The sequence below is a fragment of the Nocardioides sp. Soil805 genome (genome assembly GCF_001429625.1).
Lineage (GTDB): Bacteria > Actinomycetota > Actinomycetes > Propionibacteriales > Nocardioidaceae > Nocardioides.
Window position 1 is genome coordinate 490,044 of record NZ_LMSU01000002.1, and the last position, 18,502, is coordinate 508,545.

An 18,502-nucleotide genomic window follows, 5' to 3' on the forward strand; every position below is an offset into this window, starting at 1 on the left:
GAGCTAGGAACACTCAATGGCCAAGAGCATCGACGTCTCTGAACTCGACATCTACTACGGCGACTTCCTCGCCGTGCAGGGCGTCAACATGACCATCCAGGCAAAGTCGGTGACGGCGTTCATCGGCCCCTCCGGGTGCGGGAAGTCGACCTTCCTGCGCTCGCTGAACCGCATGCACGAGGTGATCCCCGGCGCCCGGGTCGAGGGGAAGGTGATGGTGGACGGCCAGTCGCTCTACGAGCCCAACGTCGACCCGGTCGCCGTACGCCGCCAGATCGGCATGGTCTTCCAGCGTCCCAACCCGTTCCCGACGATGTCGATCTACGAGAACGTCCTCGCCGGCAACCGGCTCAACGCCAAGAAGATGAAGAAGGCGGAGGCCGACGAGATCGTCGAGTCGTCCCTCAGGGGCGCCAACCTGTGGACCGAGGTCAAGGACCGCCTCGGACGTCCCGGCATGGGGCTCTCGGGCGGCCAGCAGCAGCGGCTGTGCATCGCGCGTGCGATCGCCGTCCAGCCCGAGGTGCTGCTGATGGACGAGCCGTGCTCGGCGCTCGACCCGATCTCGACCTCGGCCATCGAGGACCTGATCCACGAGCTCAAGACCGAGTACACGATCGTGATCGTCACCCACAACATGCAGCAGGCCGCACGGGTCTCGGACGAGACGGGGTTCTTCAACCTCAAGGCCGCGGGGGAGCCCGGGCACCTCGTGGAGTTCAACTCGACGCAGAAGATGTTCGCCAACCCGGACAACGAGTCGACCGAGGCCTACATCTCCGGCCGCTTCGGCTGACCTGTCTGGTCGGGTCGGCTGTCTGCTGCCCGGCCGTCCGGCCGTCCGGCCGTCCGGCCGCATCCCCGACTCTCCGACTCTCCGACTCCGCGTAGTTTGGGACGATCTGGTCGGTCGAACCGCGCTTTCGCCCACCATCTCGTCCCCAACTACCTGGGGCGGGCGGGGCCCTGTGGATGAGCTCTGCGAGAGGGGCCGCGTCCGGGTCACGATGGATGGGTGACGTCACCGGAGTGGACCTCGGGGGCCTGGCCGGTACGCGGTCTGGGCCCTCGCGAGGGCCTGCCTCCCGGCCTGTTCTGGCCCGCCCGACGAGGTGATCCGGACGGACCGACCGAGTGGCAGACCCGGTCCGGCGCCTTCCGCAGCACCGGCGGCGGGCGATGGGTCCCGGCAGACGTCGGGCTCTCGGTCGAGCAGAGGATCATCGAGGCTGCGGCCCGGCTACCGGCGTGGGGCGCGGTGACGGGCTGGGCGGCGCTGCGCCTGCGGGGCGCGCACTGGTTCGACGGCACCGGACGCCGCAAGGAGCCCCTGCCGATCCCGATCGCCCTCGGCACGTCGCACTCGCTGCGGGCCGGTGCGGGCATCGCCCTGTCACGCGAGATCGTCCCCCTGGAGGCGATGAGCAGGGCGCGCGGCGTGCGCGTCACCAGCCCGCTGTGGAGCGTGGCCCACGAGATGCGCAAGGCGGACGACGACGAGGCCGCGGTGGTGGCGTTCGAGCTCGCCGCGTTCCATGACCTCGTCTCGGTGGCCGAGCTGGCGGCATACACGGAGACCGCGCTGGGCACCCGTCAGGGTGTCGGGCGCATCCGCGAGCTGCTGCCCCACCTCGAGGAGAACAGCTGGTCTCCCGCCGAGCCCGTCATGCGCCTCACCTGGTGTGGAGTGGGCTTCGGGCGACCGCTGGCCAACCGGCCGGTCTTCGACCTCGCGGGGCACTTCGTCGGGACACCGGACCTGATCGACCCGGTCGCCGGCGTCTACGGCATGTACGACGGTGCCCTTCACCTGGCTGGCGAGGTCAGGCAGCAGGACGTGGCCAAGGACGCGGCGTACCGGCGGCTGGGCCTGGAGGGCGTGACGATGATGGCGGGCGACCAACGGCAACGCGACCCGTTCGCGGTGCGGCTGGCCGAGGCCTATGCCAGGGCCGGACGCCGAGCGGCCGACCAACGGCGCTGGTCCGTCGAGCCGCCGCCGTGGTGGACCCCGACGTTCACCGTGTCCCAGCGCCGTGCCCTGACGCCGTACGACCGCCAGCGGCTGCTGTGGAACAGGCGCGCCGCCTGACTCGCACCCCCGCCAGCGGCGGTGGTGGTGCCGGGGGTCAGCGGCCCGCCGGGATAGTTGGGGACGAACTGGTAGGAGATCCGCCCGATCCGCCCACCAGAAGATCCCAAACTACCCGGGGGAGGGGGTGCGATCTCAGGGGAGGAAGATGTGGGCGATCCAGTAGCAGACGGCGGCGACGAGGGCGGCGGCCGGGAAGGTCAGCACCCAGGCGGTCAGGATCGACCGGGCGACACCCCAGCGGACGGCGGAGAGGCGCTTGGTGGCGCCGACGCCCATCACCGCAGAGGTGATCGTGTGGGTGGTGGAGATGGGGGCCTGGAAGGCGTACGCCGTGGTGTAGAGCACCGACGCCGCGACCGACTCGGCTGCGAAGCCCCGCGCCGGGTCGAGGTGGATGATCCGGCGACCGAGGGTGCGCATGATGCGCCAGCCGCCCGACCAGGTGCCGAGCGAGATGGCCGACGCGGCCGCGAAGATCACCCAGAGCGGGAGCGGGTCACCCGCGGCGACGTACCCGCCGGTGAGCAGGGCCAGGAAGATGACGCCCATCGTCTTCTGGGCGTCCTGGAGGCCGTGGCCGAGCGCCATCGCGGCGGCCGAGACGGTCTGCGCCATCTTGAAGCCGCGGTTGGCCTTCGAGGGGTTGGCCCGCCGGAAGATCCACATGATCGCGAGCATCAGCGCGAAGCCGAGGCCGAAGGCCACGACCGGCGAGAGGAACATCGGGATGACGACCTTCTCGACGACGACGGTCCAGTCGGTGGTCGCACCGGCCGCGACCGCGGCACCCACGAGACCACCGATCAGGGCGTGCGAGGAGGAGGACGGCAGGCCGAAGTACCAGGTGATGAGGTTCCAGGAAATGGCCCCGAGGAGGCCGCACAGCACGATCACCAGGCCATGCGTCCCGGTGCCGGGGTCGATGACCTCGGACACCGTCTGGGCGACCTTCTGGCCGAGGAAGGCGCCGACGAAGTTCATCACCGCGGCCATGCCGAGCGCGATGCGCGGGGTGAGCGCACCGGTCGAGACCGAGGTGGCGATGGCGTTGGCCGCGTCGTGGAAGCCGTTGGTGTAGTCGAAGACCAGCGCAACGACGACCACCGCGACGATGATCGCGATTTCCATCAGGGGTCAGGACTCCTTGACGGCGATCTGCTCCAGGATGTTGGCCACCCGCTCGAAGGCGTCGATGGCACCCTCGAGGGACTCCACCACGTCCTTGAGCTTGATGACCTCCAGCGCGTCGTAGTCGCCGTTGAAGAGGTTGGCCAGGATGCGGCGGTAGCTGCGGTCGCCGGCGTTCTCGAGGCGGTTGATCTCGATCCAGTAGTCGTCGAGGGAGCTCATCGACTGCAGGCCGGGCATCGCCGTGGCGGTCAGCTCGGCACAGCGCTGGAGGACCTCGACCTGCTCGGAGGTCTCGGCCGGCAGCTTGGTGACGTCGTACAGCAGGACGAGGTCGACGGCCTCGTCCATCATGTCCATGACGTCGTCGAGCCCGCTGGCCAGCGAGTAGATGTCTTCCCGGTCGAACGGGGTCACGAACGTGCTGTTGACCCGTCGGATGATCGCGTGGGTGGTCTCGTCGGCGGCGTGCTCGGCCTCGCGCATCTGCTGGGCGACGGCCTCGCGGTCGTTGCCGTCGCTGAGCATCTCGGCCAGCAGGCCGGCACCCACCACGAGGTGGGAGGCGGCCTCGCTGAAGAGGTCGTAGAAGGAGCCGTCGACAGGGCGGAATTTCAAACGCACGGAGAACTCCGGGGGAGGGGGAGAAGAACGACCACATGCTAGGGGGTCGGCCCCTCCCGGGGGCAATCGCCCGTCAGCGGCGTCGTCGCTGGCGCGCGATGAGCGCTTCCTGCAGGTGCACCGTGCCGTCGTTGAGGGCCCACTCGCCGTCCGCGTCGAGCTCCCACGCGGACGTGTCGGCGTCGAAGGCGAGGTCGAGCAGGGCGTCCACCTCGGCCACCTTGCGCACGCCGGGCAGGCGCACCAGCACCTCGACGCGGCGGTCGAGGTTGCGGTGCATCATGTCGGCCGAGCCGATCCACGCCAGCGGCTCTCCGTCGTTCGCGAACCAGAACACCCGGCTGTGCTCGAGGAACCTCCCGAGCACCGAGCGGACGCTGACGGTCTCTGACAGGCCGGGTACGCCGGGGCGCAGCGAGCAGATGCCGCGGATCAGCAGCTCGACGCGCACGCCCGCCTGGGAGGCGAGGTAGAGCGCGTCGATCACGGCCTCGTCGACGATGGAGTTGGCCTTCATCCGGATCCCCGAGGCGCGCCCCGCCTGGTGGTTGGCGACCTCGGCGTGGATCTGGCTGACCAGTCCGTCGCGGACGCTGTCCGGGGCGACCAGCAGGCTGTCGTACGTCGTGTTGCGGCTGATGCCGGACAGGTTGTTGAAGAGGTGGGCGACGTCCTCGCCGACGGCGGGATCGGCGGTGAGCAGGCCGAGGTCCTCGTAGAGCCGCGCGGTCTTGGGGTTGTAGTTCCCGGTGCCGATGTGGGTGTAGCGACGGATGCCGTCGGGCTCGTCGCGGACGACCATCGACAGCTTGCAGTGGGTCTTGAGGCCGACGAGCCCGTAGACCACGTGGCAGCCGGCCTGCTCGAGCTTGCGCGCCCAGCGGATGTTGTTGGACTCGTCGAAGCGGGCCTTGATCTCCACGATCACCAGCACCTGCTTGCCGGCCTCCGCGGCGTCGACGAGGGCGTCGATGATCGGGCTGTCGCCGGACGTGCGGTAGAGCGTCTGCTTGATGGCGAGCACGTGCGGGTCGGCGGCGGCCTGCTCGAGGAAGCGCTGCACCGACGTGGCGAAGGAGTCGTAGGGGTGGTGCAGCAGCACGTCCTGGCGTCGTACGGCGTCGAACACGTCGACCGGCTTGGCGGTCTCCACCTCCGCGAGCTGCGGGTGCGTCGAGGGCAGGAAGGCGGGGTACTTGAGGTCCTCGCGGGGCAGGTCGGCGATGGAGTGGAGCCCGCGCAGGTCGAGGGGGCCCTGGAGGCGGGTCACCTCCTCGCTGGTCACCCCGAGCTCGGAGACGAGCAGGTCGAGCACCTTCGCGTCGATCGACTCCTCCACCTCGAGGCGGACCGGCGGGCCGAAGCGGCGGCGCAGCAGCTCCTTCTCGAGCGCGGCGAGCAGGTTCTCCGCGTCGTCCTCCTCGACCTCGAGGTCCTCGTTGCGGGTCACCCGGAACGTGTGTGCCTGGAGCACCTCCATGCCGGGGAAGAGCTTCTTGAGGTGCTCGCCGATGACGTCCTCGAGGGGCACGAACCGCTGGTTGCCCACCGGCACGAAGCGGCTGAAGATCGGCGGCACCTTGACCCGGGCGAAGTGCTCGGTGCCGGACTTGGGGTTGCGCACCACGACGGCGAGGTTGAGCGAGAGTCCCGAGATGTAGGGGAAGGGGTGCGCCGGGTCGACCGCCAGCGGGGTCAGGACCGGGAAGATCCGGTCCTTGAAGAGCTTCTTGCAGACCTTCTGCTCCTCGCGGTCGAGCTCGGACCAGCGGACGATCTCGATCCCCTCGCCACGCAGCTCGGGGATGACCTGCTCGTTGAAGACGCGAGCATGGCGCTGCATCAGCTCGCGGCTGCGTTCCCAGAGCAGCTCGAGCTGGTCGCGGGGGAGCAGGCCGCTGGCGGCGCGGACGGCCACGCCGGCGGCGATCCGCCGCTTGAGGCCGGCCACCCGCACCATGAAGAACTCGTCGAGGTTGCTGGCGAAGATGGCCAGGAAGCGGGTGCGCTCGAGCAGCGGCAGCGTCGGGTCCTCGGCGAGCTCGAGCACCCGCTGGTTGAAGCGCAGCCACGACAGCTCACGGTCGAGGAACCGGTCGTGGAACTTCTCGACGGCAGCGATCTCGTCGGCGTCGGGGACGTAGGGCGGCTCCACGTCGAAGGTGTCCGGGGGATGTCCGAACGGCTCGGCCGTCGGGCCGTCCTCGACGGAGGCTCCGACGCTGGTCGGGAGGGACGTGGTGTCGGACATGGACTGAGTGTGGCACCGGATCGTGAACGGTGGGTGACGACGACGCGGGCCGGTCAGGCGCCGGTGCCGGCCTGTCCTTCCCGTGCCGCCGCCAGCCCCTGGGCCAGGCGCTGGCGGGAGCGGCCCATCACCTCGAGGACCAGGCGCATCCCGTCCTCCTCCGCGGACGGGTCGGACCAGAACGAGTCCCACGTGGTCACGCCGTCCTGCACCCGGCGGTTGAGGGACGCCCAGGAGGCGGGTACGTCGTCGGCGCCGGTGATCTCGTCCAGCAGCCGCGCCATCTCGGGAGCGACGCCCTCGGCGCGGTCGCGGGCCGAGGCCCGCTCCACCACGTCGTTGAGGTCGTCGAGGGCACGGTCGAGGCTGGCCTCGGCGCCCGATCGGTTGAGTCCCCGGAGGGCGTCGGCCGCCGACGGCTGCTGGGGACCGGGCGCCGTGGAGGCGTCGTAGAACTCGAAGGGGTCGCTCACCGGGTCACTCGCTCCTGACCCGCGACGACGGCCTCGGCCAGCGCGAGGGCCTCGTCGCGGACCTTCTCGACGCTCACGCCCGTGTCGTCGTAGGCGGTGACCGACGTCTGGAACATCAGGTCGTCGAGCAGGGTCACGACGTTCGCCCCGGTGAGACCGGCAGACGTGCCGAACCCGACCCAACCGGACTGGCCGGCGCCCAGGTCCACCGTCTCGACCTCGTTGCCCGGATCCTCGACGTAGGTGCGTTGCTCCTCGAGGGTCGGCGGGGGGTCGATGCCCGGCTCCCGCAGGCTCCATCGCATGGACACCTCGCGCTCGTCCAGCACGGTCTCGCAGGCCAGCTCGGTGCCGAGGCCGCCGCCGGGGACGTCGACCTCGCGGACCTCCTGCGGGGTGCCGGTGATCTCGGCGAGCTGCTCGGCCGTCACCAGGCACGCAGGCTCCGGCTCGCCGGCGGAGCCGTTCGGCTCCGGGGACGGTTCCTCGTCGCCGCAGCCGCCCGCGAGCAGGACGAGGGCCAGGGCGGCGGTGGACAGCACGGTTCGTGACATGGCGGGCAGCCTCTCAGGCCTCGACGTAGTCCGGCTGCGTGGACCCGCCAGGCACCGGAGGCTCGATGAGCGGTCCGGGGGCCATGAGGTTCTCGTCCTCGTGGTCGTCGTCGTCCTCGTCCGGCTGCGCGGTCTCGCCCTCGAGGTCGTCGAGGCGGTCGTCGAGGCTCTCCTCCTCCTCGCTCGGCCCGGTCTCGACCTCGACGCCGATCTCGCCGAGCGTCTTCTCGTACGCCGGCAGGTCGACGTGGGGGAGCCCGTTCAGGCCGCCGTCCGGGTTGATCCGGGGTCCCCGTCATGACCGGTCCCTGCCCCTCTGCCCTGCGCCGGCGCCGAAACGCCGGCGTCAGTAGACGAGCGCCTGCACACCCTCGCCGAGGATCTCCTCGGCGAAGACCGCCGCCCCCGCGATGGTCGCGCCGCCGACCAGGTCGGCCTCGGTGAGCCCGCGGCGTGCGGCGCACTGGGAGCAGACCGTGAGCCGGCCGCCGGCCAGCACCACGTCGCGCAGGTCGGCCAGCGGTGTCGCCAGCGGCAGCTCGAACGCCTCGGCCCGACCCGGTACGCCGAACCACGCGCCCTCACCGGTGAGCCACAAGGAGACGTCGGCCCCCGCCGCGACCGCGGCCGCGGCCACCGTGAAGGCCTGGTTGGCCCGCTCCGGATCCTCCGCACCGCAGGTGACCTTGACGACGAGGGAGCGCGGCATGGGATCACCCTAGACTCGACGCATGCCCTTCGAGCTCCCCGACAACCTGCACCCCAACTGCGGCCCGCTCGCCTGGCTGCTCGGCACCTGGCGCGGCAACGGCCACGGCGACTACCCCACGATCGAGAAGTTCCAGTTCGGCCAGGAGCTGATCTTCACCCACGACGGCCGCCCGTTCTTCCACTACATGTCCCGCGCCTGGATCGTGGACGAGCAGGGCGAGTTCGTCCGCGACGCCGCCATGGAGTCGGGCTTCCTGCGCTGCCCCGAGCCGGGCAAGGTGGAGATGGTGCTGTCGCACAACATCGGCTACTCCGAGATCTGGTACGGCGCGGCCGACGGCGGCAAGGTCGAGATGCACACCGCCGGGGTCGGCTACACCGAGACGGCCAAGCACGTGACCGCCGGCTCGCGGATGTACGGCAACGTCGAGGGCGACCTGCTCTACGCCTACGACATGGCCGCGGTCGACCAGGAGCTCCAGCCGCACCTGTGGGCTCGGCTCAAGCGCGCGTGAGGCCCTGATGGTCGACGAGCTCGCGCAACGGCTCCGGGGCAGCGGCTACCGGTTGACCCCGCAGCGCCAGATGATCCTCGGCGCGGTCGAGGAGCTCGGTCACGCGACGCCCGACGAGGTGCTGGCCGCGGTCCGGGAGCGGGCCAGCGCGGTCAACGCCTCGACCGTCTACCGCACCCTCGAGGTGCTGGAGGAGCTCGGGCTGGTCCGCCACACGCACCTCAGCGACCGGGCGCCGACGTACCACTCGACCCGCGAGCCCGAGCACTTCCACCTCGTGTGCCGGAATTGCCACCGCGTCCGGTCGGTTGACCCTGATGTGGTGGCCGCGCTGCTCGAGACACTGCGGCGCGAGCACGACTTCGAGGTCGACCTGGGTCACCTGGCGATCTTCGGCCGCTGCACCGACTGTCCCCCACCGTCTGGAGACCCCGCATGACCTCCCCGCTCCTCGGCCTCCCCGGCGCCGTCGCCGGCGATGGCATCGACGCCCCGGTCGCGGCCCACTACGGGTCGTTCCACGGCGAGCAGCGCCGGCTGGTGGCGGGTGACGGCTTCGTCGACCTGTCGCACCGCGACGTCGTACGCATCGAGGGGCCCGACCGGCTGACGTGGCTGCACTCACTCACCACGCAGTACTTCGACGGCCTCGCGCCCGGGGTGTGGACGCAGGCGCTGGTGCTCAGCCCGCAGGGCCACGTCGAGCACGCCTTCACCGGCGTCGACGACGGCACCGCCTTCGTGGCCCACACCGAGCCGGGCGCCGGTCGGGCACTGGCCGACTTCCTGGACCGGATGCGCTTCATGATGCGGGTCGAGGTCAGCCTGGTGACCGACGACGTGGCCGTGGCCTGGCGGGTGACGGGCGAGGGGGCGACGTACGACCTCGTGCCGCGCGACCGCCTGGAGGAGTACGCCGCCGCGGCCGGCCCCGCTGCCGGCCTGTGGGCCTTCGAGGCGCTGCGCATCGAGCGGGGCGAGCCCCGCTTCGGCGTCGACACCGACCACCGCACGATCCCCAACGAGGTGGGCTGGATCGGCCCGGCCGTGCACCTGGATAAGGGGTGCTACCGCGGCCAGGAGACGGTCGCGCGCGTGCACACGCTCGGCCGCCCGCCGCGCCGCCTCACGCTGCTGCACCTCGACGGCTCGGAGAACCGGCTGCCCGCGCACGGCAGCGCCGTGACACTGCCGGGCTCCGACAAGCAGGTCGGCTTCCTCGGCTCGAGCGCCCGCCACCACGAGCTCGGTCCCATCGGCCTGGCCCTGCTCAAGCGCAACGTGCCGATCGATGCCGAGCTCGTCGTCGACGGCATGCCCGTCGCCCAGGAGGTCGTGGTCGACCCCGAGGTCGGGCTGCACGTCCGCCCGCAGCTGTGAGCCTGCTCGCCCGCATCGAGCAGGTGGCTGCCGCGGCCGAGGCCGCCGACGGGGTCGCGCCGCTCGACGAGGCCACGTGGCTGTGGCTCCGGTCGGGGGCCTGGCCCGAGCACCGCGAGGGCGTCGGTGACGTGGTCCGGCCCACGGGGTTCCTGCTGCGGCGCGGCGAGGAGCTGCACCTCGTGATCCACCCGGACCACCGGGCCCAGGGTCTCGGCGCCGCGTCGTTGGCGACCGTGGAGGGCCCGGCGCACGCGTGGTCGCACGGCAACCACCCGGCCGCGGCCCGGCTGGCCGCCGAGCACGGCTTCGAACGGGTCCGCGACCTGTGGGTGATGCGGCGTCCGGCCTCGGTGCCCTTGCCCGAGCTCGACGACCCGCGGATCCGGTCCTTCGAGGACGGCGACGCCGCCGAGCTGCTGCGGGTCAACGCCGCCGCCTTCGCCCACCACCCGGAGCAGGGGAGCCTCGACGAGGCCGGCCTCGCGGCCCGGATGGCCGAGTCCTGGTGGGACCCCGCCGGGCTCCTGGTCGCGACCGACGGGGACCGGATGCTCGGCTTCCACTGGACCAAGCAGCACGACGCGCACCTCGGCGAGGTGTATGTGGTCGGCATCGACCCCTCCGCCCAGGGCCAGGGCCTCGGCCGCGCACTCACCCTCGCCGGACTGCACCACCTGCACGGCCTGGGTGTGGACGAGGTGCTGCTCTACGTCGAGTCGGACAACGCGCCCGCGCTGGCGACGTACTCCCGGCTCGGCTTCACGCACGCGGATGCCGACACCCACGTGATGTACGCCCGCTCCGGGTGATCGGCTCAGCGTGGAGGATCCGACGGCCGTGGGCCGTCAGATCGTCCACGCAGGGACCGCGCACGACGGCGAGCAAGCGGTCGAGGAGCCGTTCCACCCGCGCCTCCGGAGCAACAGCCCGAGGCGCGCCGCGGTGTGGCACGGCGTCCCGAAGACCTGCCGGTAGCGCAGTCGGACGGTGACCTGGCCGCCCGCGAGGTCGTCCAGGTCGCGATCGGCGTCCCGGTCGGCGGCCCGCTCGGTGTCGTGCCAGCGGCTGTCCATCTCGACCACGACGCCCAGCTCGGCGTACTCCGCGTCGCGGTACTCGATGCCCTTCGCGCCGACGCGTGGTGCCTGCCGTGCCGACGGCTCGGGGAGCGCGTGAGGGCGGACGACCGTCGTCAGGAATCCGTGCTCGAGCACCGAGTGGGTGCCTGCGGCGAGGTCGTCCAGGAGGTCGGCGAGCAGGGTGCGGCGCCGGATCCGTGGGCGGGAGCCGAGCACCCGGCCGAGGCGCTCGGCCGTCGTGGCCCGGGAACCGACGACCGCGGCCACGGCGGCGATGGCGTCGAGGTCGGTGGCGGCCCGGTGCGCCCGCTCGAGCGCAGCCACCTCGGGAAGCACGCGCGGAGGGACGAGGTTCCACCGGACCTTGCCCTCGAGCCCGGCCACCCGGTGGATGCGGATGCCGGGCTGCGCGGCGACCCGGCGGGTGGCGTCGATCGCGACGTGGATGACCCCCGTGCCGCCCGGGTGGTCGAGAGCCGACTCGAGGTGCAGGGCCGCGCGCCCGGCGTACAGGACCGCCGCGATCGAACGTTGGACCCGCGTGGGTACGCCGGTGTGGTCGACGTAGACCCCGGGCAGGACCGGCACGAGCAGCCTGCGTCGGACCAGGGTGTCGCGCTCCGCCCGGGACGCGCCGAGGGCGATGAGCTGCGCGCGCGAGACCACCCCCGACTGGCGGGCGAGCAGGTCGTCGAGATCGGACACGTGGGAGACGTGCCCGCCGCGAGGAGCCGCCAACCCGCCGAGTCGGCGCCTGTGGACGAACAGTGTGGAGGATCCGACGGCCGTGGGCCGTCCGATCCTCCGCTCAGGCGTCCGAGGTCTCCGAGGCCGGTGCCTGGTCGCGCTCGGCGGCCTTGTCCTTGCTCGGCAGCACGAAGCGGTAGCCGACGTTGCGGACGGTGCCGATGAGGTGCTCGTTCTCGGGGCCGAGCTTGGCGCGCAGGCGGCGTACGTGGACGTCGACGGTGCGGGTGCCGCCGAAGTAGTCGTAGCCCCACACCTCCTGGAGGAGCTGCTGGCGGGTGAAGACGCGGCCCGGGTGCTGGGCGAGGAACTTGAGGAGCTCGAACTCCTTGTAGGTCAGGTCGAGCGCACGCCCGCTGACCTTGGCGGTGTACGTCGCGTCGTCGACGACGACCTCGCCGGTGCGGATGACGTGGGCGGACGGGTCGTCGGCCTCGCGCTGGGCTGCGAGGCGCCCGATGGCCAGCCGGATCCGGGCCTCGAGCTCCGCGGGCCCGCAGGTGTGGAGCACGACGTCGTCCATGGCCCAGTCGTGCGCGACGACGGCGAGGCCGCCCTCGGTGACGATGAGCAGGACGGGAACGTCGGTGCCCGTGGTGCGGATCAGCCGGCACAGGTCGCGGGCGTGGGCGAGCTCCTGGCGGCCGTCGACGAGCAGGAGGTCGGACTCGGGAGCCTCGAGCAGCGCACTGCCCTCGGCGGGGAGGATCCGGACCGTGTGGCCGAGCAGGGAGAGGGCGGGCAGGACTTCGACCGAGGGCTGGAGTGCGCTCGTCAGCAGGAGCAGGGTGCTCATGGCCGTCTCCTCAGGTGGGGCGGATAGGGAAGGATATCGAGCCATGACCTCCGCCGCGGACCGAACGCACGAGCGTGAGACGCACGTGACCGTCCACTACTGGGCCGCGGCACGGGCGGCGGCGGGCGTCGCGAGCGAGAAGTTCGCCGTCGACGGGCCGCTCACCCTCGCCGAGCTCGTACGCCGCGTGGTCGACGCGCACCCCGGCTCGGACGTCGAGCGCGTGGTCGGCGTCTGCTCGGTGCTGGTGGGCGAGCAGCCGGTCGGGTCGCAGGACCCGGGGGCCGTGGTGGTGCACCCGGGCGACGTGGTGGAGCTGTTGCCGCCCTTCGCCGGCGGCTGATCGATCAGCCGGCAGATCCACCGGACGACCGGTCGCCGCGCGACTCGCGGATGGTCACAACGGACTAGTCATTGCATTCCGGCGCTCGGCCCGTCAGGATCCGGGGTGACTCACGCGCGGGGGCCAGTGAGTCGGGGGTGACCCTGCTGTCCCGCGCGTCGAGTCTTCACTCACCACTCGAACGGGGAACACAGCATGATCGGATCAACCGCGCGACGCCCACTGCGTCGCACCATCGCCTCCGTCGCGGGCACCGCGCTGGTGGCCGCCGGGCTCGGACTGGGGGCCGCTCCGGCCCACGCCGCCGACTCGGTCATCAGCGGCACGCTGACCGACACCCAGGGCAACGCCGTGGACGCCTACGTGGACGTCTTCCGCCAGCAGACGGACGGCACGTTCAGCGACTACGGCACGATGTACGCGGACAACGGCTACTTCTCCGGCACCTACGAGGACGGCGTCTACAAGTTCCAGGCCACGACGTATGCCGGCGGCTACACCGAGTTCTACCGCGACAAGGCCGACCTCGCCACGGCCGACGCGGTGACGGTGGGCGGCGGCGCCACGGCTCTGCAGGCCTGGACCGTGGACCAGCCGTACGTCGTGGGCACGGTCACCGACCCGTCGGGCCGGCCGGTGCAGGACACGGCCGTCTCGGCCTACGACGCGGCGTCGGGTGACCAGATCATCACCGACTACACCGACGAGAAGGGCGCCTTCGTCCTCCCGGTCGGGTCCGCCCTGGTCAAGGTCGCCGTCGACGGCAACGGTCCTCTGGTCGGCGAGTGGTACAACGACAAGTCCGACTTCGCGAGCGCCGACAACGTGGCCGGCACGGCGGCGGGCAACCCCATCGCCATCACCCTCAGCGCCGGAGGGTCCATCTCCGGCCAGGTCCTGAGCGACGCCGGCGCCCCGCTCGAGTTCGTCGAGGTGTCGGCGAACAACAGGTCCGACCTCACGGACAAGAACGGCAACTACCTGATCGAGGGCGTCCCGGCGGGCAGCTACACCGTCGAGTTCCGTGACGACCTCGGCGAGTACTCCACCGAGTACTACAACAACGTCGGCACCGCGGCCGCCGCCAGCCCCGTCGTGGTGGGCAAGGACCAGGCCGTGAGCGGCGTCAACGCCAACCTCACGCTCGCCCCCGCGCAGCCGGCCGGCACCCACGAGATCCTCGGCACGGTCAAGGACGACACGGGTGCGCCCGTGGTCGGAGCCTTCATCACCGCCTGGAACACCCCGAACGCTCCCGGCAAGGAGGACATCGTCGAGTACGCCCGCTCCAACCGCTCGGGTGCCTACGCGCTCGACGACCTCGACCAGGTCGCGGGCGAGAACCAGTTCAAGGTGCACGCCCAGTACGACGGCTCCGGCGACGACAACGCGTTCGCGCTGTTCGACTCCTGGCTCGGTGGGCGCACCAGCTACGACCGCGCCACCGCGGTCACCGTCACGCCCGGCACGACCGTCCCCGGCGACATCACCCTGATGCGCGCCGGTGGCGTCGAGGGCGCCATCACCGGTGCCGCCGGTCTGCCCCTCGAGGGCAACGTCCAGCTGCTGTCGGTCGACGGCACCAACGGTGGATCGTCGTCCACGAAGGCGGACAACACCTTCGAGATGCGCTACATCTACCCCGGCACCTACAAGGTGCGCTTCGGTGACTCCTCGGGCAACCACGTCCCGGAGTGGTGGAAGGACTCGACCTTCGAGAAGGCCACCGAGATCACCGTGAAGCCCGGCCAGATGGTCACCGGCCTCACCGCGGCCCTCGGTGCCTCGCTGCTGGCGACCGACCGTCCCGAGACCAACGGCTACCCGTGGGTCGGCAAGTCGATCTCCGTCGACAAGGGCACGTGGAACCTGGAGACCGGCACGACCTACTCCTACGAGTGGGTCATCGGCTCCTCGGTCGTCGGCACGGGCGCGTCGTACACCCCGACGAAGGCGCAGATCGGTGACAAGCTCACCGTCCGTGTCCTCGCGGAGAACGGCCGCCTCACCGGCACCGCCACCTCGGCCAAGACCGCCAAGATCGGCTACAAGCCGAAGCTCAAGGTCAAGGTCAAGGGCGGCGTGGCCGCGCTGAAGGTCAAGGCGCCGCCGGTCAAGGCCAAGAAGGTCAAGGGCAAGGTCGTCGTCAAGGAGATCGTCAAGGTCAAGGACAACGGCGAGATCAAGTACAAGAAGATCGGCAAGGCCAAGATCGCCAAGGGCAAGGGCTCCGTCTCGCTCGCCAAGCTGAAGAAGGGCAAGCACAAGCTCGTGTTCTTCTTCAAGGGCAAGGGCAAGGTCGGCTCCACCGAGGTGAGCAAGAAGGTCAAGACCAAGCGCTGACCTCACCCGACACGCGACGGTGCCCCGGCGGAGCGATCCGCCGGGGCACCGTCGTGTCTGCGGCTGTGTCCTGCGTCGTCAGGCCTCGATCGCGGTGCGGTCGCCGTGGCCGCTCGTCACCTCGATCTTGCGCGGCTTGGCCTTCTCGGCCACCGGGACGCGCAGGCGCAGGACCCCGCCGTCGTACGACGCCTCGATACGGTCGAGGTCGAGGTTGTCGCCGAGGACCAGCTGGCGGCTGAACATCCCGCGCGGCCGCTCGGAGGCGAGCAGCTCCCAGTCGCCGTTGCGGGCCACCCTCTCGGCCCGGACGGTGAGGACGTTGCGCTCCACGTCGAGGTCGATGGAGTCCGGCGCGACGCCCGGCAGGTCGAACTCGATGGTGAAGGTGTCGCCCTCCCGCCAGGCGTCCATCGGCATGACGGCCGGGCGGTTGGTCGTGCCGAGCAGCTGCTGGGTGAGGCGGTCGAAGTCACGGAACGGGTCGGTGGTGCGGATCAACATGATCTCCTCCCGGGGGACGTGGTCACCGGTCCGGTGACCTGTATCGTTGGTTACAGGTTTTGTATAGCGCGCGATCCCGGGAGTTTTCAAGTCCGTCCGAGGAGGAGCCGATGACCGGTCCGACGGTGGGTGTCTTCGCGATCTCGGTGGCCGCCGAGATGGCCGGCACCAACGTGCAGAACCTCCGCGTCTACGAGCGCAAGGGCCTCGTCGATCCCGACCGGACGGCGGGCGGCACGCGGCTCTACAGCCGCGACGACGTCGACCGGCTGAGCCGGATCCGCGACCTGCTCGACCTCGGGCTCAACCTCGCCGGGATCGCGGCGGTGCTGCAGCTGGAGGCGGAGAACGCCCGCCTGCGCCAGGAGGTACTCCGCTTGCGCGACGCCCGGCGGGCCTGAGGCGCCTCGCCGGTGGTCGAGCGCTCCGGGAGGAACAACCGCGAGCGCCGGTCGGTTGCGCCCTGCATGAGCACCGGTGCCTGGATCCTCGTCGCCGCCGTCGTCCTGGCGTTGGCCGTCGGCCTGTGGCGGGCGGCGACCGACGGCCGGTTCCGCGGCACCCACCGGGTCCGCGCCGGCGAGGCGGCCGGGTCGGGCGCCGTGCCGGCCGATCGCGAGGCCGAGGCCGTCGAGACCCCGCCCGGGGCGGTCCTGGTCGCCGAGGTGGGCGAGACGCTGGGGGAGCGGGCCACGCTGCTCCAGTTCTCCAGTGCCTTCTGCGCCCCGTGCCGCGCCACCCGACGGGTCCTGGCCGACGTGGCCGGGGTCGTGCCCGGGGTGGCCCACGTCGAGGTCGACGCCGAGCACCACCTCGAGGCCGTGCGTCGCCTCGGTGTGCTCCGCACCCCGACCACGATCGTGCTCGCGGCCGACGGGACCGAGGTCACCCGGGCCGCAGGCGCGCCGCGCAAGGAACAGGTGCTCGCGGCCCTCGCCACGGTGGAGTGACGACCGGATCCGCCTGTCCACACTCTGGAACGACCATCCGCATGTCGAGACGCGGGAATGAAGCGGCGCCCCAGATCCCTAGAGTCCACATCATGTCCTCGACCTGGCTGACCAAGCGACGCGCAGTGGATCACTGCCGCGTGCGCTCGTCGCTGTGTCGAATGTCCTGACGGGTCCGTCGATCACTCTGCCCTAAGTCTATTGTGTTTGTGGACTAAAGTGGGTGCCGATCCGGACCCGAGACGAGCCCGTCCGGCCTTCCCCGCAGGAGAGACATGTCCACGATCCATGAGCGCGCCACCGGCGCCGCCACCCCGACCGACACCCCGGCCGGGATCGACCCGCGCGGTCCTCAGCTCACCGCCGCGCTCACCGCGGTGGTGCTCGCCGCCGTGCTGCTGCTGGCGCCACACCCGGCCGGTGTCGCGCTGCTCGCCGTGCAGGCGGTGTTCTTCGCCATCGGTGCGGTCGCCGGGGTGCAGCGCACCCCGCACGCGTGGCTGTTCCGCACCGTGGTCCGGCCGCGCCTGGCTCCGCCCGCCGAGCTCGAGGACCCGGCACCGCCACGCTTCGCGCAGGGGGTCGGGCTCGCCTTCGCGCTGGTCGGCCTCGTCGCCCTGCTGGCCGGCGCCACGGTCGTCGGCCAGGTCGCCGTGGGCCTCGCCCTCGTCGCCGCCCTGCTGAACGCGCTCTTCGCGTTCTGCCTGGGCTGCGAGCTCTACCTGGTCGGCGCCCGCCTGCGCGCAGCCGGCTGACTCCGCACACCCGCACGACACCGCCACACACCCACAGATCACACACAGCAAGGGAGCAATCACATGAGCCGCGAGTCTTCGCTCGTCACCGCCCAGTGGGTCGAGGACAACCTCGACACCGACGGCGTCGTCCTCGTCGAGGTCGACGAGGACACCACGTCGTACGACAAGGGCCACATCCGGGGAGCCATCAAGCTCGACTGGACCACCGACCTCCAGGACCAGGTCCGTCGCGACTTCGTGAACAAGGAGCAGTTCGAGGCCCTGCTGTCCTCGCGCGGCGTCAGCAACGACGACACCGTGGTGCTGTACGGCGGCAACAACAACTGGTTCGCCGCCTACGCCTACTGGTACTTCAAGCTCTACGGCCACCAGGACGTGAAGCTCCTCGACGGCGGCCGCAAGAAGTGGGAGCTCGACTCCCGCGAGCTGACCGACGAGAAGCCGACCCGCGCCGAGACGTCGTACACCGCAACCGCGCAGGACTCGTCGATCCGCGCCTTCCGCGACGAGGTCGTCGCCGCGATCGGCACGCAGAACCTCGTCGACGTGCGCAGCCCCGACGAGTACGCCGGTCGGCTGCTCGCCCCGGCCCACCTCCCGCAGGAGCAGGCCCAGCGCGCCGGCCACATCCCCACCGCGGCGAGCGTGCCGTGGAGCAAGGCGGCCAACGACGACGGCACCTTCAAGTCGGACGACGAGCTCAAGGAGATCTACTCCGAGGCCGGCGTCGACTGGAGCAAGGACACCATCGCCTACTGCCGCATCGGCGAGCGCTCCTCGCACACCTGGTTCGTCCTCAAGGAGCTGCTGGGCCAGGAGAACGTCAAGAACTACGACGGCTCGTGGACCGAGTACGGCTCCCTCGTCGGTGTGCCTGTCGCCCTCGGCGACGAGCCGGGTGACGCCTGATGTGCGGCGCCACCGAGGGCGGGCTGTCGCTCGACGGCGTCAACGTCGCCAAGGAGGCCGTGATCCAGGGCCAGGTGCTGCGCGGGGCCGAGCCCGTCCCCAACGCCTACGTCCGGCTGCTCGACGGCAGCGGCGAGTTCACCGCCGAGGTCCCGACGAGTGCCACGGGGCACTTCAGGTTCTTCGCCGGTGACGGCGAGTGGACGCTGCGCACCCTGGCCCCGAAGGCCGACCCGGTCGACACCCGGGTCGTCGCGGCCACCGGCTCGGTCGCGGAGGTCGCGGTCGCGATCTGACCGGGCCGGTCCGGGCGACGTTGTCGCGCGTTGCGGTGGGTTC

At 71.1% G+C, this 18,502-nt stretch carries 23 protein-coding genes; 14 read left to right on the plus strand and 9 right to left on the minus strand.

The window, feature by feature from the left end; all coding sequences use genetic code 11:
• The first annotated feature begins 16 nt into the window (after nt 1-16).
• Both pstB and ASG94_RS12840 read left to right on the plus strand, forming a co-directional pair.
• Nucleotides 17-796, plus strand: a complete 780-nt coding sequence (gene pstB / locus ASG94_RS12835; RefSeq protein ID WP_056926835.1) for a phosphate ABC transporter ATP-binding protein PstB — start codon at nt 17-19, stop codon at nt 794-796.
• A gap of 219 nt (nt 797-1,015) precedes the next feature.
• On the plus strand, nt 1,016-2,092 hold the full coding sequence (locus ASG94_RS12840) for a hypothetical protein (protein ID WP_056926836.1): 1,077 nt from the start codon (nt 1,016-1,018) through the stop codon (nt 2,090-2,092).
• A 135-nt stretch (nt 2,093-2,227) separates the two neighbouring features.
• On the opposite strand, the gene ASG94_RS12845 is transcribed toward ASG94_RS12840, so the two are convergent.
• From ASG94_RS12845 to ASG94_RS12865, 5 genes are all read right to left on the minus strand, one after another.
• The gene (locus ASG94_RS12845) at nt 2,228-3,223 is read right to left on the minus strand and encodes an inorganic phosphate transporter (protein ID WP_056926837.1); all 996 of its coding nucleotides are present in this window, start codon (nt 3,221-3,223) and stop codon (nt 2,228-2,230) included.
• A gap of 6 nt (nt 3,224-3,229) precedes the next feature.
• Complete coding sequence (locus ASG94_RS12850; protein ID WP_056926838.1) at nt 3,230-3,847, minus strand: DUF47 domain-containing protein; 618 nt, start codon at nt 3,845-3,847, stop codon at nt 3,230-3,232.
• Nucleotides 3,848-3,920: 73 nt separating this feature from the next.
• Nucleotides 3,921-6,098 carry an RNA degradosome polyphosphate kinase gene (locus ASG94_RS12855; RefSeq protein WP_082624162.1) on the minus strand — a complete coding sequence of 726 codons (2,178 nt, stop codon included), beginning with the start codon at nt 6,096-6,098 and terminating at the stop codon, nt 3,921-3,923.
• 53 nt (nt 6,099-6,151) lie between these two features.
• Nucleotides 6,152-6,571, minus strand: a complete 420-nt coding sequence (locus tag ASG94_RS12860; RefSeq protein ID WP_056926839.1) for a hypothetical protein — start codon at nt 6,569-6,571, stop codon at nt 6,152-6,154.
• Nucleotides 6,568-7,125 (minus strand): hypothetical protein, encoded by a 558-nt coding sequence (locus tag ASG94_RS12865; protein WP_156411571.1) that lies wholly within the window; start codon nt 7,123-7,125, stop codon nt 6,568-6,570. The genes ASG94_RS12860 and ASG94_RS12865 overlap by 4 nt, the downstream gene beginning before the upstream one ends.
• On the opposite strand from ASG94_RS12865, the gene ASG94_RS12870 reads away from it, so the two are divergent.
• The gene (locus tag ASG94_RS12870; RefSeq protein WP_056926841.1) at nt 7,124-7,426 is read left to right on the plus strand and encodes a hypothetical protein; all 303 of its coding nucleotides are present in this window, start codon (nt 7,124-7,126) and stop codon (nt 7,424-7,426) included. The genes ASG94_RS12865 and ASG94_RS12870 overlap by 2 nt on opposite strands.
• Before the next feature lie 45 nt (nt 7,427-7,471).
• Here the strand turns inward: ASG94_RS12870 and ASG94_RS12875 are convergent, their stop codons facing one another.
• Nucleotides 7,472-7,834, minus strand: coding sequence for a DsrE family protein (locus ASG94_RS12875; protein WP_056926842.1), 363 nt, complete (start codon nt 7,832-7,834; stop codon nt 7,472-7,474).
• A gap of 22 nt (nt 7,835-7,856) precedes the next feature.
• On the opposite strand from ASG94_RS12875, the gene ASG94_RS12880 reads away from it, so the two are divergent.
• From ASG94_RS12880 to mshD, 4 genes are read left to right on the plus strand one after another with little or no spacing between them, the layout of a single operon-like run.
• Nucleotides 7,857-8,351 (plus strand): FABP family protein, encoded by a 495-nt coding sequence (locus tag ASG94_RS12880; RefSeq protein WP_056926843.1) that lies wholly within the window; start codon nt 7,857-7,859, stop codon nt 8,349-8,351.
• Between the two features lie 7 nt (nt 8,352-8,358).
• Nucleotides 8,359-8,790: a Fur family transcriptional regulator gene (locus tag ASG94_RS12885; protein WP_056926844.1), complete on the plus strand. Its 432-nt coding sequence runs from the start codon at nt 8,359-8,361 to the stop codon at nt 8,788-8,790.
• Complete coding sequence (gene ygfZ / locus ASG94_RS12890; RefSeq protein WP_056926845.1) at nt 8,787-9,731, plus strand: CAF17-like 4Fe-4S cluster assembly/insertion protein YgfZ; 945 nt, start codon at nt 8,787-8,789, stop codon at nt 9,729-9,731. Before ASG94_RS12885 ends, ygfZ begins: the two co-directional genes overlap by 4 nt.
• Entirely contained in the window at nt 9,728-10,543 is an 816-nt protein-coding gene (gene mshD, locus ASG94_RS12895; RefSeq protein WP_082624163.1) for a mycothiol synthase, read from the plus strand. The genes ygfZ and mshD overlap by 4 nt, the downstream gene beginning before the upstream one ends.
• Before the next feature lie 36 nt (nt 10,544-10,579).
• On the opposite strand, the gene ASG94_RS12900 is transcribed toward mshD, so the two are convergent.
• The gene (locus tag ASG94_RS12900) at nt 10,580-11,518 is read right to left on the minus strand and encodes a type IV toxin-antitoxin system AbiEi family antitoxin domain-containing protein (RefSeq protein ID WP_056926846.1); all 939 of its coding nucleotides are present in this window, start codon (nt 11,516-11,518) and stop codon (nt 10,580-10,582) included.
• 103 nt (nt 11,519-11,621) lie between these two features.
• Nucleotides 11,622-12,356: a winged helix-turn-helix transcriptional regulator gene (locus ASG94_RS12905; protein ID WP_056926847.1), complete on the minus strand. Its 735-nt coding sequence runs from the start codon at nt 12,354-12,356 to the stop codon at nt 11,622-11,624.
• A 43-nt stretch (nt 12,357-12,399) separates the two neighbouring features.
• Here ASG94_RS12905 and ASG94_RS12910 point away from each other — a divergent pair, with 43 nt between their 5' ends.
• On the plus strand, nt 12,400-12,699 hold the full coding sequence (locus ASG94_RS12910; protein ID WP_056926848.1) for a MoaD/ThiS family protein: 300 nt from the start codon (nt 12,400-12,402) through the stop codon (nt 12,697-12,699).
• Between the two features lie 195 nt (nt 12,700-12,894).
• Complete coding sequence (locus ASG94_RS12915; RefSeq protein ID WP_056926849.1) at nt 12,895-15,042, plus strand: carboxypeptidase-like regulatory domain-containing protein; 2,148 nt, start codon at nt 12,895-12,897, stop codon at nt 15,040-15,042.
• A gap of 78 nt (nt 15,043-15,120) precedes the next feature.
• Here the strand turns inward: ASG94_RS12915 and ASG94_RS12920 are convergent, their stop codons facing one another.
• Complete coding sequence (locus tag ASG94_RS12920; RefSeq protein WP_056926850.1) at nt 15,121-15,546, minus strand: Hsp20/alpha crystallin family protein; 426 nt, start codon at nt 15,544-15,546, stop codon at nt 15,121-15,123.
• Between the two features lie 110 nt (nt 15,547-15,656).
• Between ASG94_RS12920 and ASG94_RS12925 the strand changes: the two genes are divergently transcribed.
• From ASG94_RS12925 to ASG94_RS12945, 5 genes are all read left to right on the plus strand, one after another.
• Nucleotides 15,657-15,947 (plus strand): MerR family transcriptional regulator, encoded by a 291-nt coding sequence (locus tag ASG94_RS12925; protein ID WP_056926851.1) that lies wholly within the window; start codon nt 15,657-15,659, stop codon nt 15,945-15,947.
• A 66-nt stretch (nt 15,948-16,013) separates the two neighbouring features.
• On the plus strand, nt 16,014-16,496 hold the full coding sequence (locus ASG94_RS12930; RefSeq protein WP_056926852.1) for a thioredoxin family protein: 483 nt from the start codon (nt 16,014-16,016) through the stop codon (nt 16,494-16,496).
• A 275-nt stretch (nt 16,497-16,771) separates the two neighbouring features.
• Nucleotides 16,772-17,251 (plus strand): DUF4395 domain-containing protein, encoded by a 480-nt coding sequence (locus ASG94_RS12935; protein ID WP_056926853.1) that lies wholly within the window; start codon nt 16,772-16,774, stop codon nt 17,249-17,251.
• 63 nt (nt 17,252-17,314) lie between these two features.
• Entirely contained in the window at nt 17,315-18,163 is an 849-nt protein-coding gene (locus ASG94_RS12940) for a sulfurtransferase (protein ID WP_056926854.1), read from the plus strand.
• On the plus strand, nt 18,163-18,459 hold the full coding sequence (locus tag ASG94_RS12945) for a DUF1416 domain-containing protein (protein WP_056926855.1): 297 nt from the start codon (nt 18,163-18,165) through the stop codon (nt 18,457-18,459). The genes ASG94_RS12940 and ASG94_RS12945 overlap by 1 nt, the downstream gene beginning before the upstream one ends.
• Nucleotides 18,460-18,502: the final 43 nt, after the last annotated feature.

Bases quoted from the DNA above. Each gene is read 5' to 3' on its own strand.
- pstB (WP_056926835.1), top strand. From the start codon at position 17: ATGGCCAAGAGCATCGACGTCTCTGAACTCGACATCTACTACGGCGAC.
- ygfZ (WP_056926845.1), top strand. From the start codon at position 8,787: ATGACCTCCCCGCTCCTCGGCCTCCCCGGCGCCGTCGCCGGCGATGGC.
- ASG94_RS12885 (WP_056926844.1), top strand. From the start codon at position 8,359: ATGGTCGACGAGCTCGCGCAACGGCTCCGGGGCAGCGGCTACCGGTTG.
- ASG94_RS12865 (WP_156411571.1), bottom strand. From the start codon at position 7,125: ATGTCACGAACCGTGCTGTCCACCGCCGCCCTGGCCCTCGTCCTGCTC.
- ASG94_RS12875 (WP_056926842.1), bottom strand. From the start codon at position 7,834: ATGCCGCGCTCCCTCGTCGTCAAGGTCACCTGCGGTGCGGAGGATCCG.
- ASG94_RS12930 (WP_056926852.1), top strand. From the start codon at position 16,014: ATGAGCACCGGTGCCTGGATCCTCGTCGCCGCCGTCGTCCTGGCGTTG.
- ASG94_RS12920 (WP_056926850.1), bottom strand. From the start codon at position 15,546: ATGTTGATCCGCACCACCGACCCGTTCCGTGACTTCGACCGCCTCACC.
- ASG94_RS12905 (WP_056926847.1), bottom strand. From the start codon at position 12,356: ATGAGCACCCTGCTCCTGCTGACGAGCGCACTCCAGCCCTCGGTCGAA.
- ASG94_RS12940 (WP_056926854.1), top strand. From the start codon at position 17,315: ATGAGCCGCGAGTCTTCGCTCGTCACCGCCCAGTGGGTCGAGGACAAC.
- ASG94_RS12880 (WP_056926843.1), top strand. From the start codon at position 7,857: ATGCCCTTCGAGCTCCCCGACAACCTGCACCCCAACTGCGGCCCGCTC.
- ASG94_RS12935 (WP_056926853.1), top strand. From the start codon at position 16,772: ATGTCCACGATCCATGAGCGCGCCACCGGCGCCGCCACCCCGACCGAC.
- ASG94_RS12910 (WP_056926848.1), top strand. From the start codon at position 12,400: ATGACCTCCGCCGCGGACCGAACGCACGAGCGTGAGACGCACGTGACC.
- ASG94_RS12855 (WP_082624162.1), bottom strand. From the start codon at position 6,098: ATGTCCGACACCACGTCCCTCCCGACCAGCGTCGGAGCCTCCGTCGAG.
- ASG94_RS12845 (WP_056926837.1), bottom strand. From the start codon at position 3,223: ATGGAAATCGCGATCATCGTCGCGGTGGTCGTCGTTGCGCTGGTCTTC.
- ASG94_RS12870 (WP_056926841.1), top strand. From the start codon at position 7,124: ATGGCGGGCAGCCTCTCAGGCCTCGACGTAGTCCGGCTGCGTGGACCC.
- ASG94_RS12945 (WP_056926855.1), top strand. From the start codon at position 18,163: ATGTGCGGCGCCACCGAGGGCGGGCTGTCGCTCGACGGCGTCAACGTC.
- ASG94_RS12925 (WP_056926851.1), top strand. From the start codon at position 15,657: ATGACCGGTCCGACGGTGGGTGTCTTCGCGATCTCGGTGGCCGCCGAG.
- ASG94_RS12915 (WP_056926849.1), top strand. From the start codon at position 12,895: ATGATCGGATCAACCGCGCGACGCCCACTGCGTCGCACCATCGCCTCC.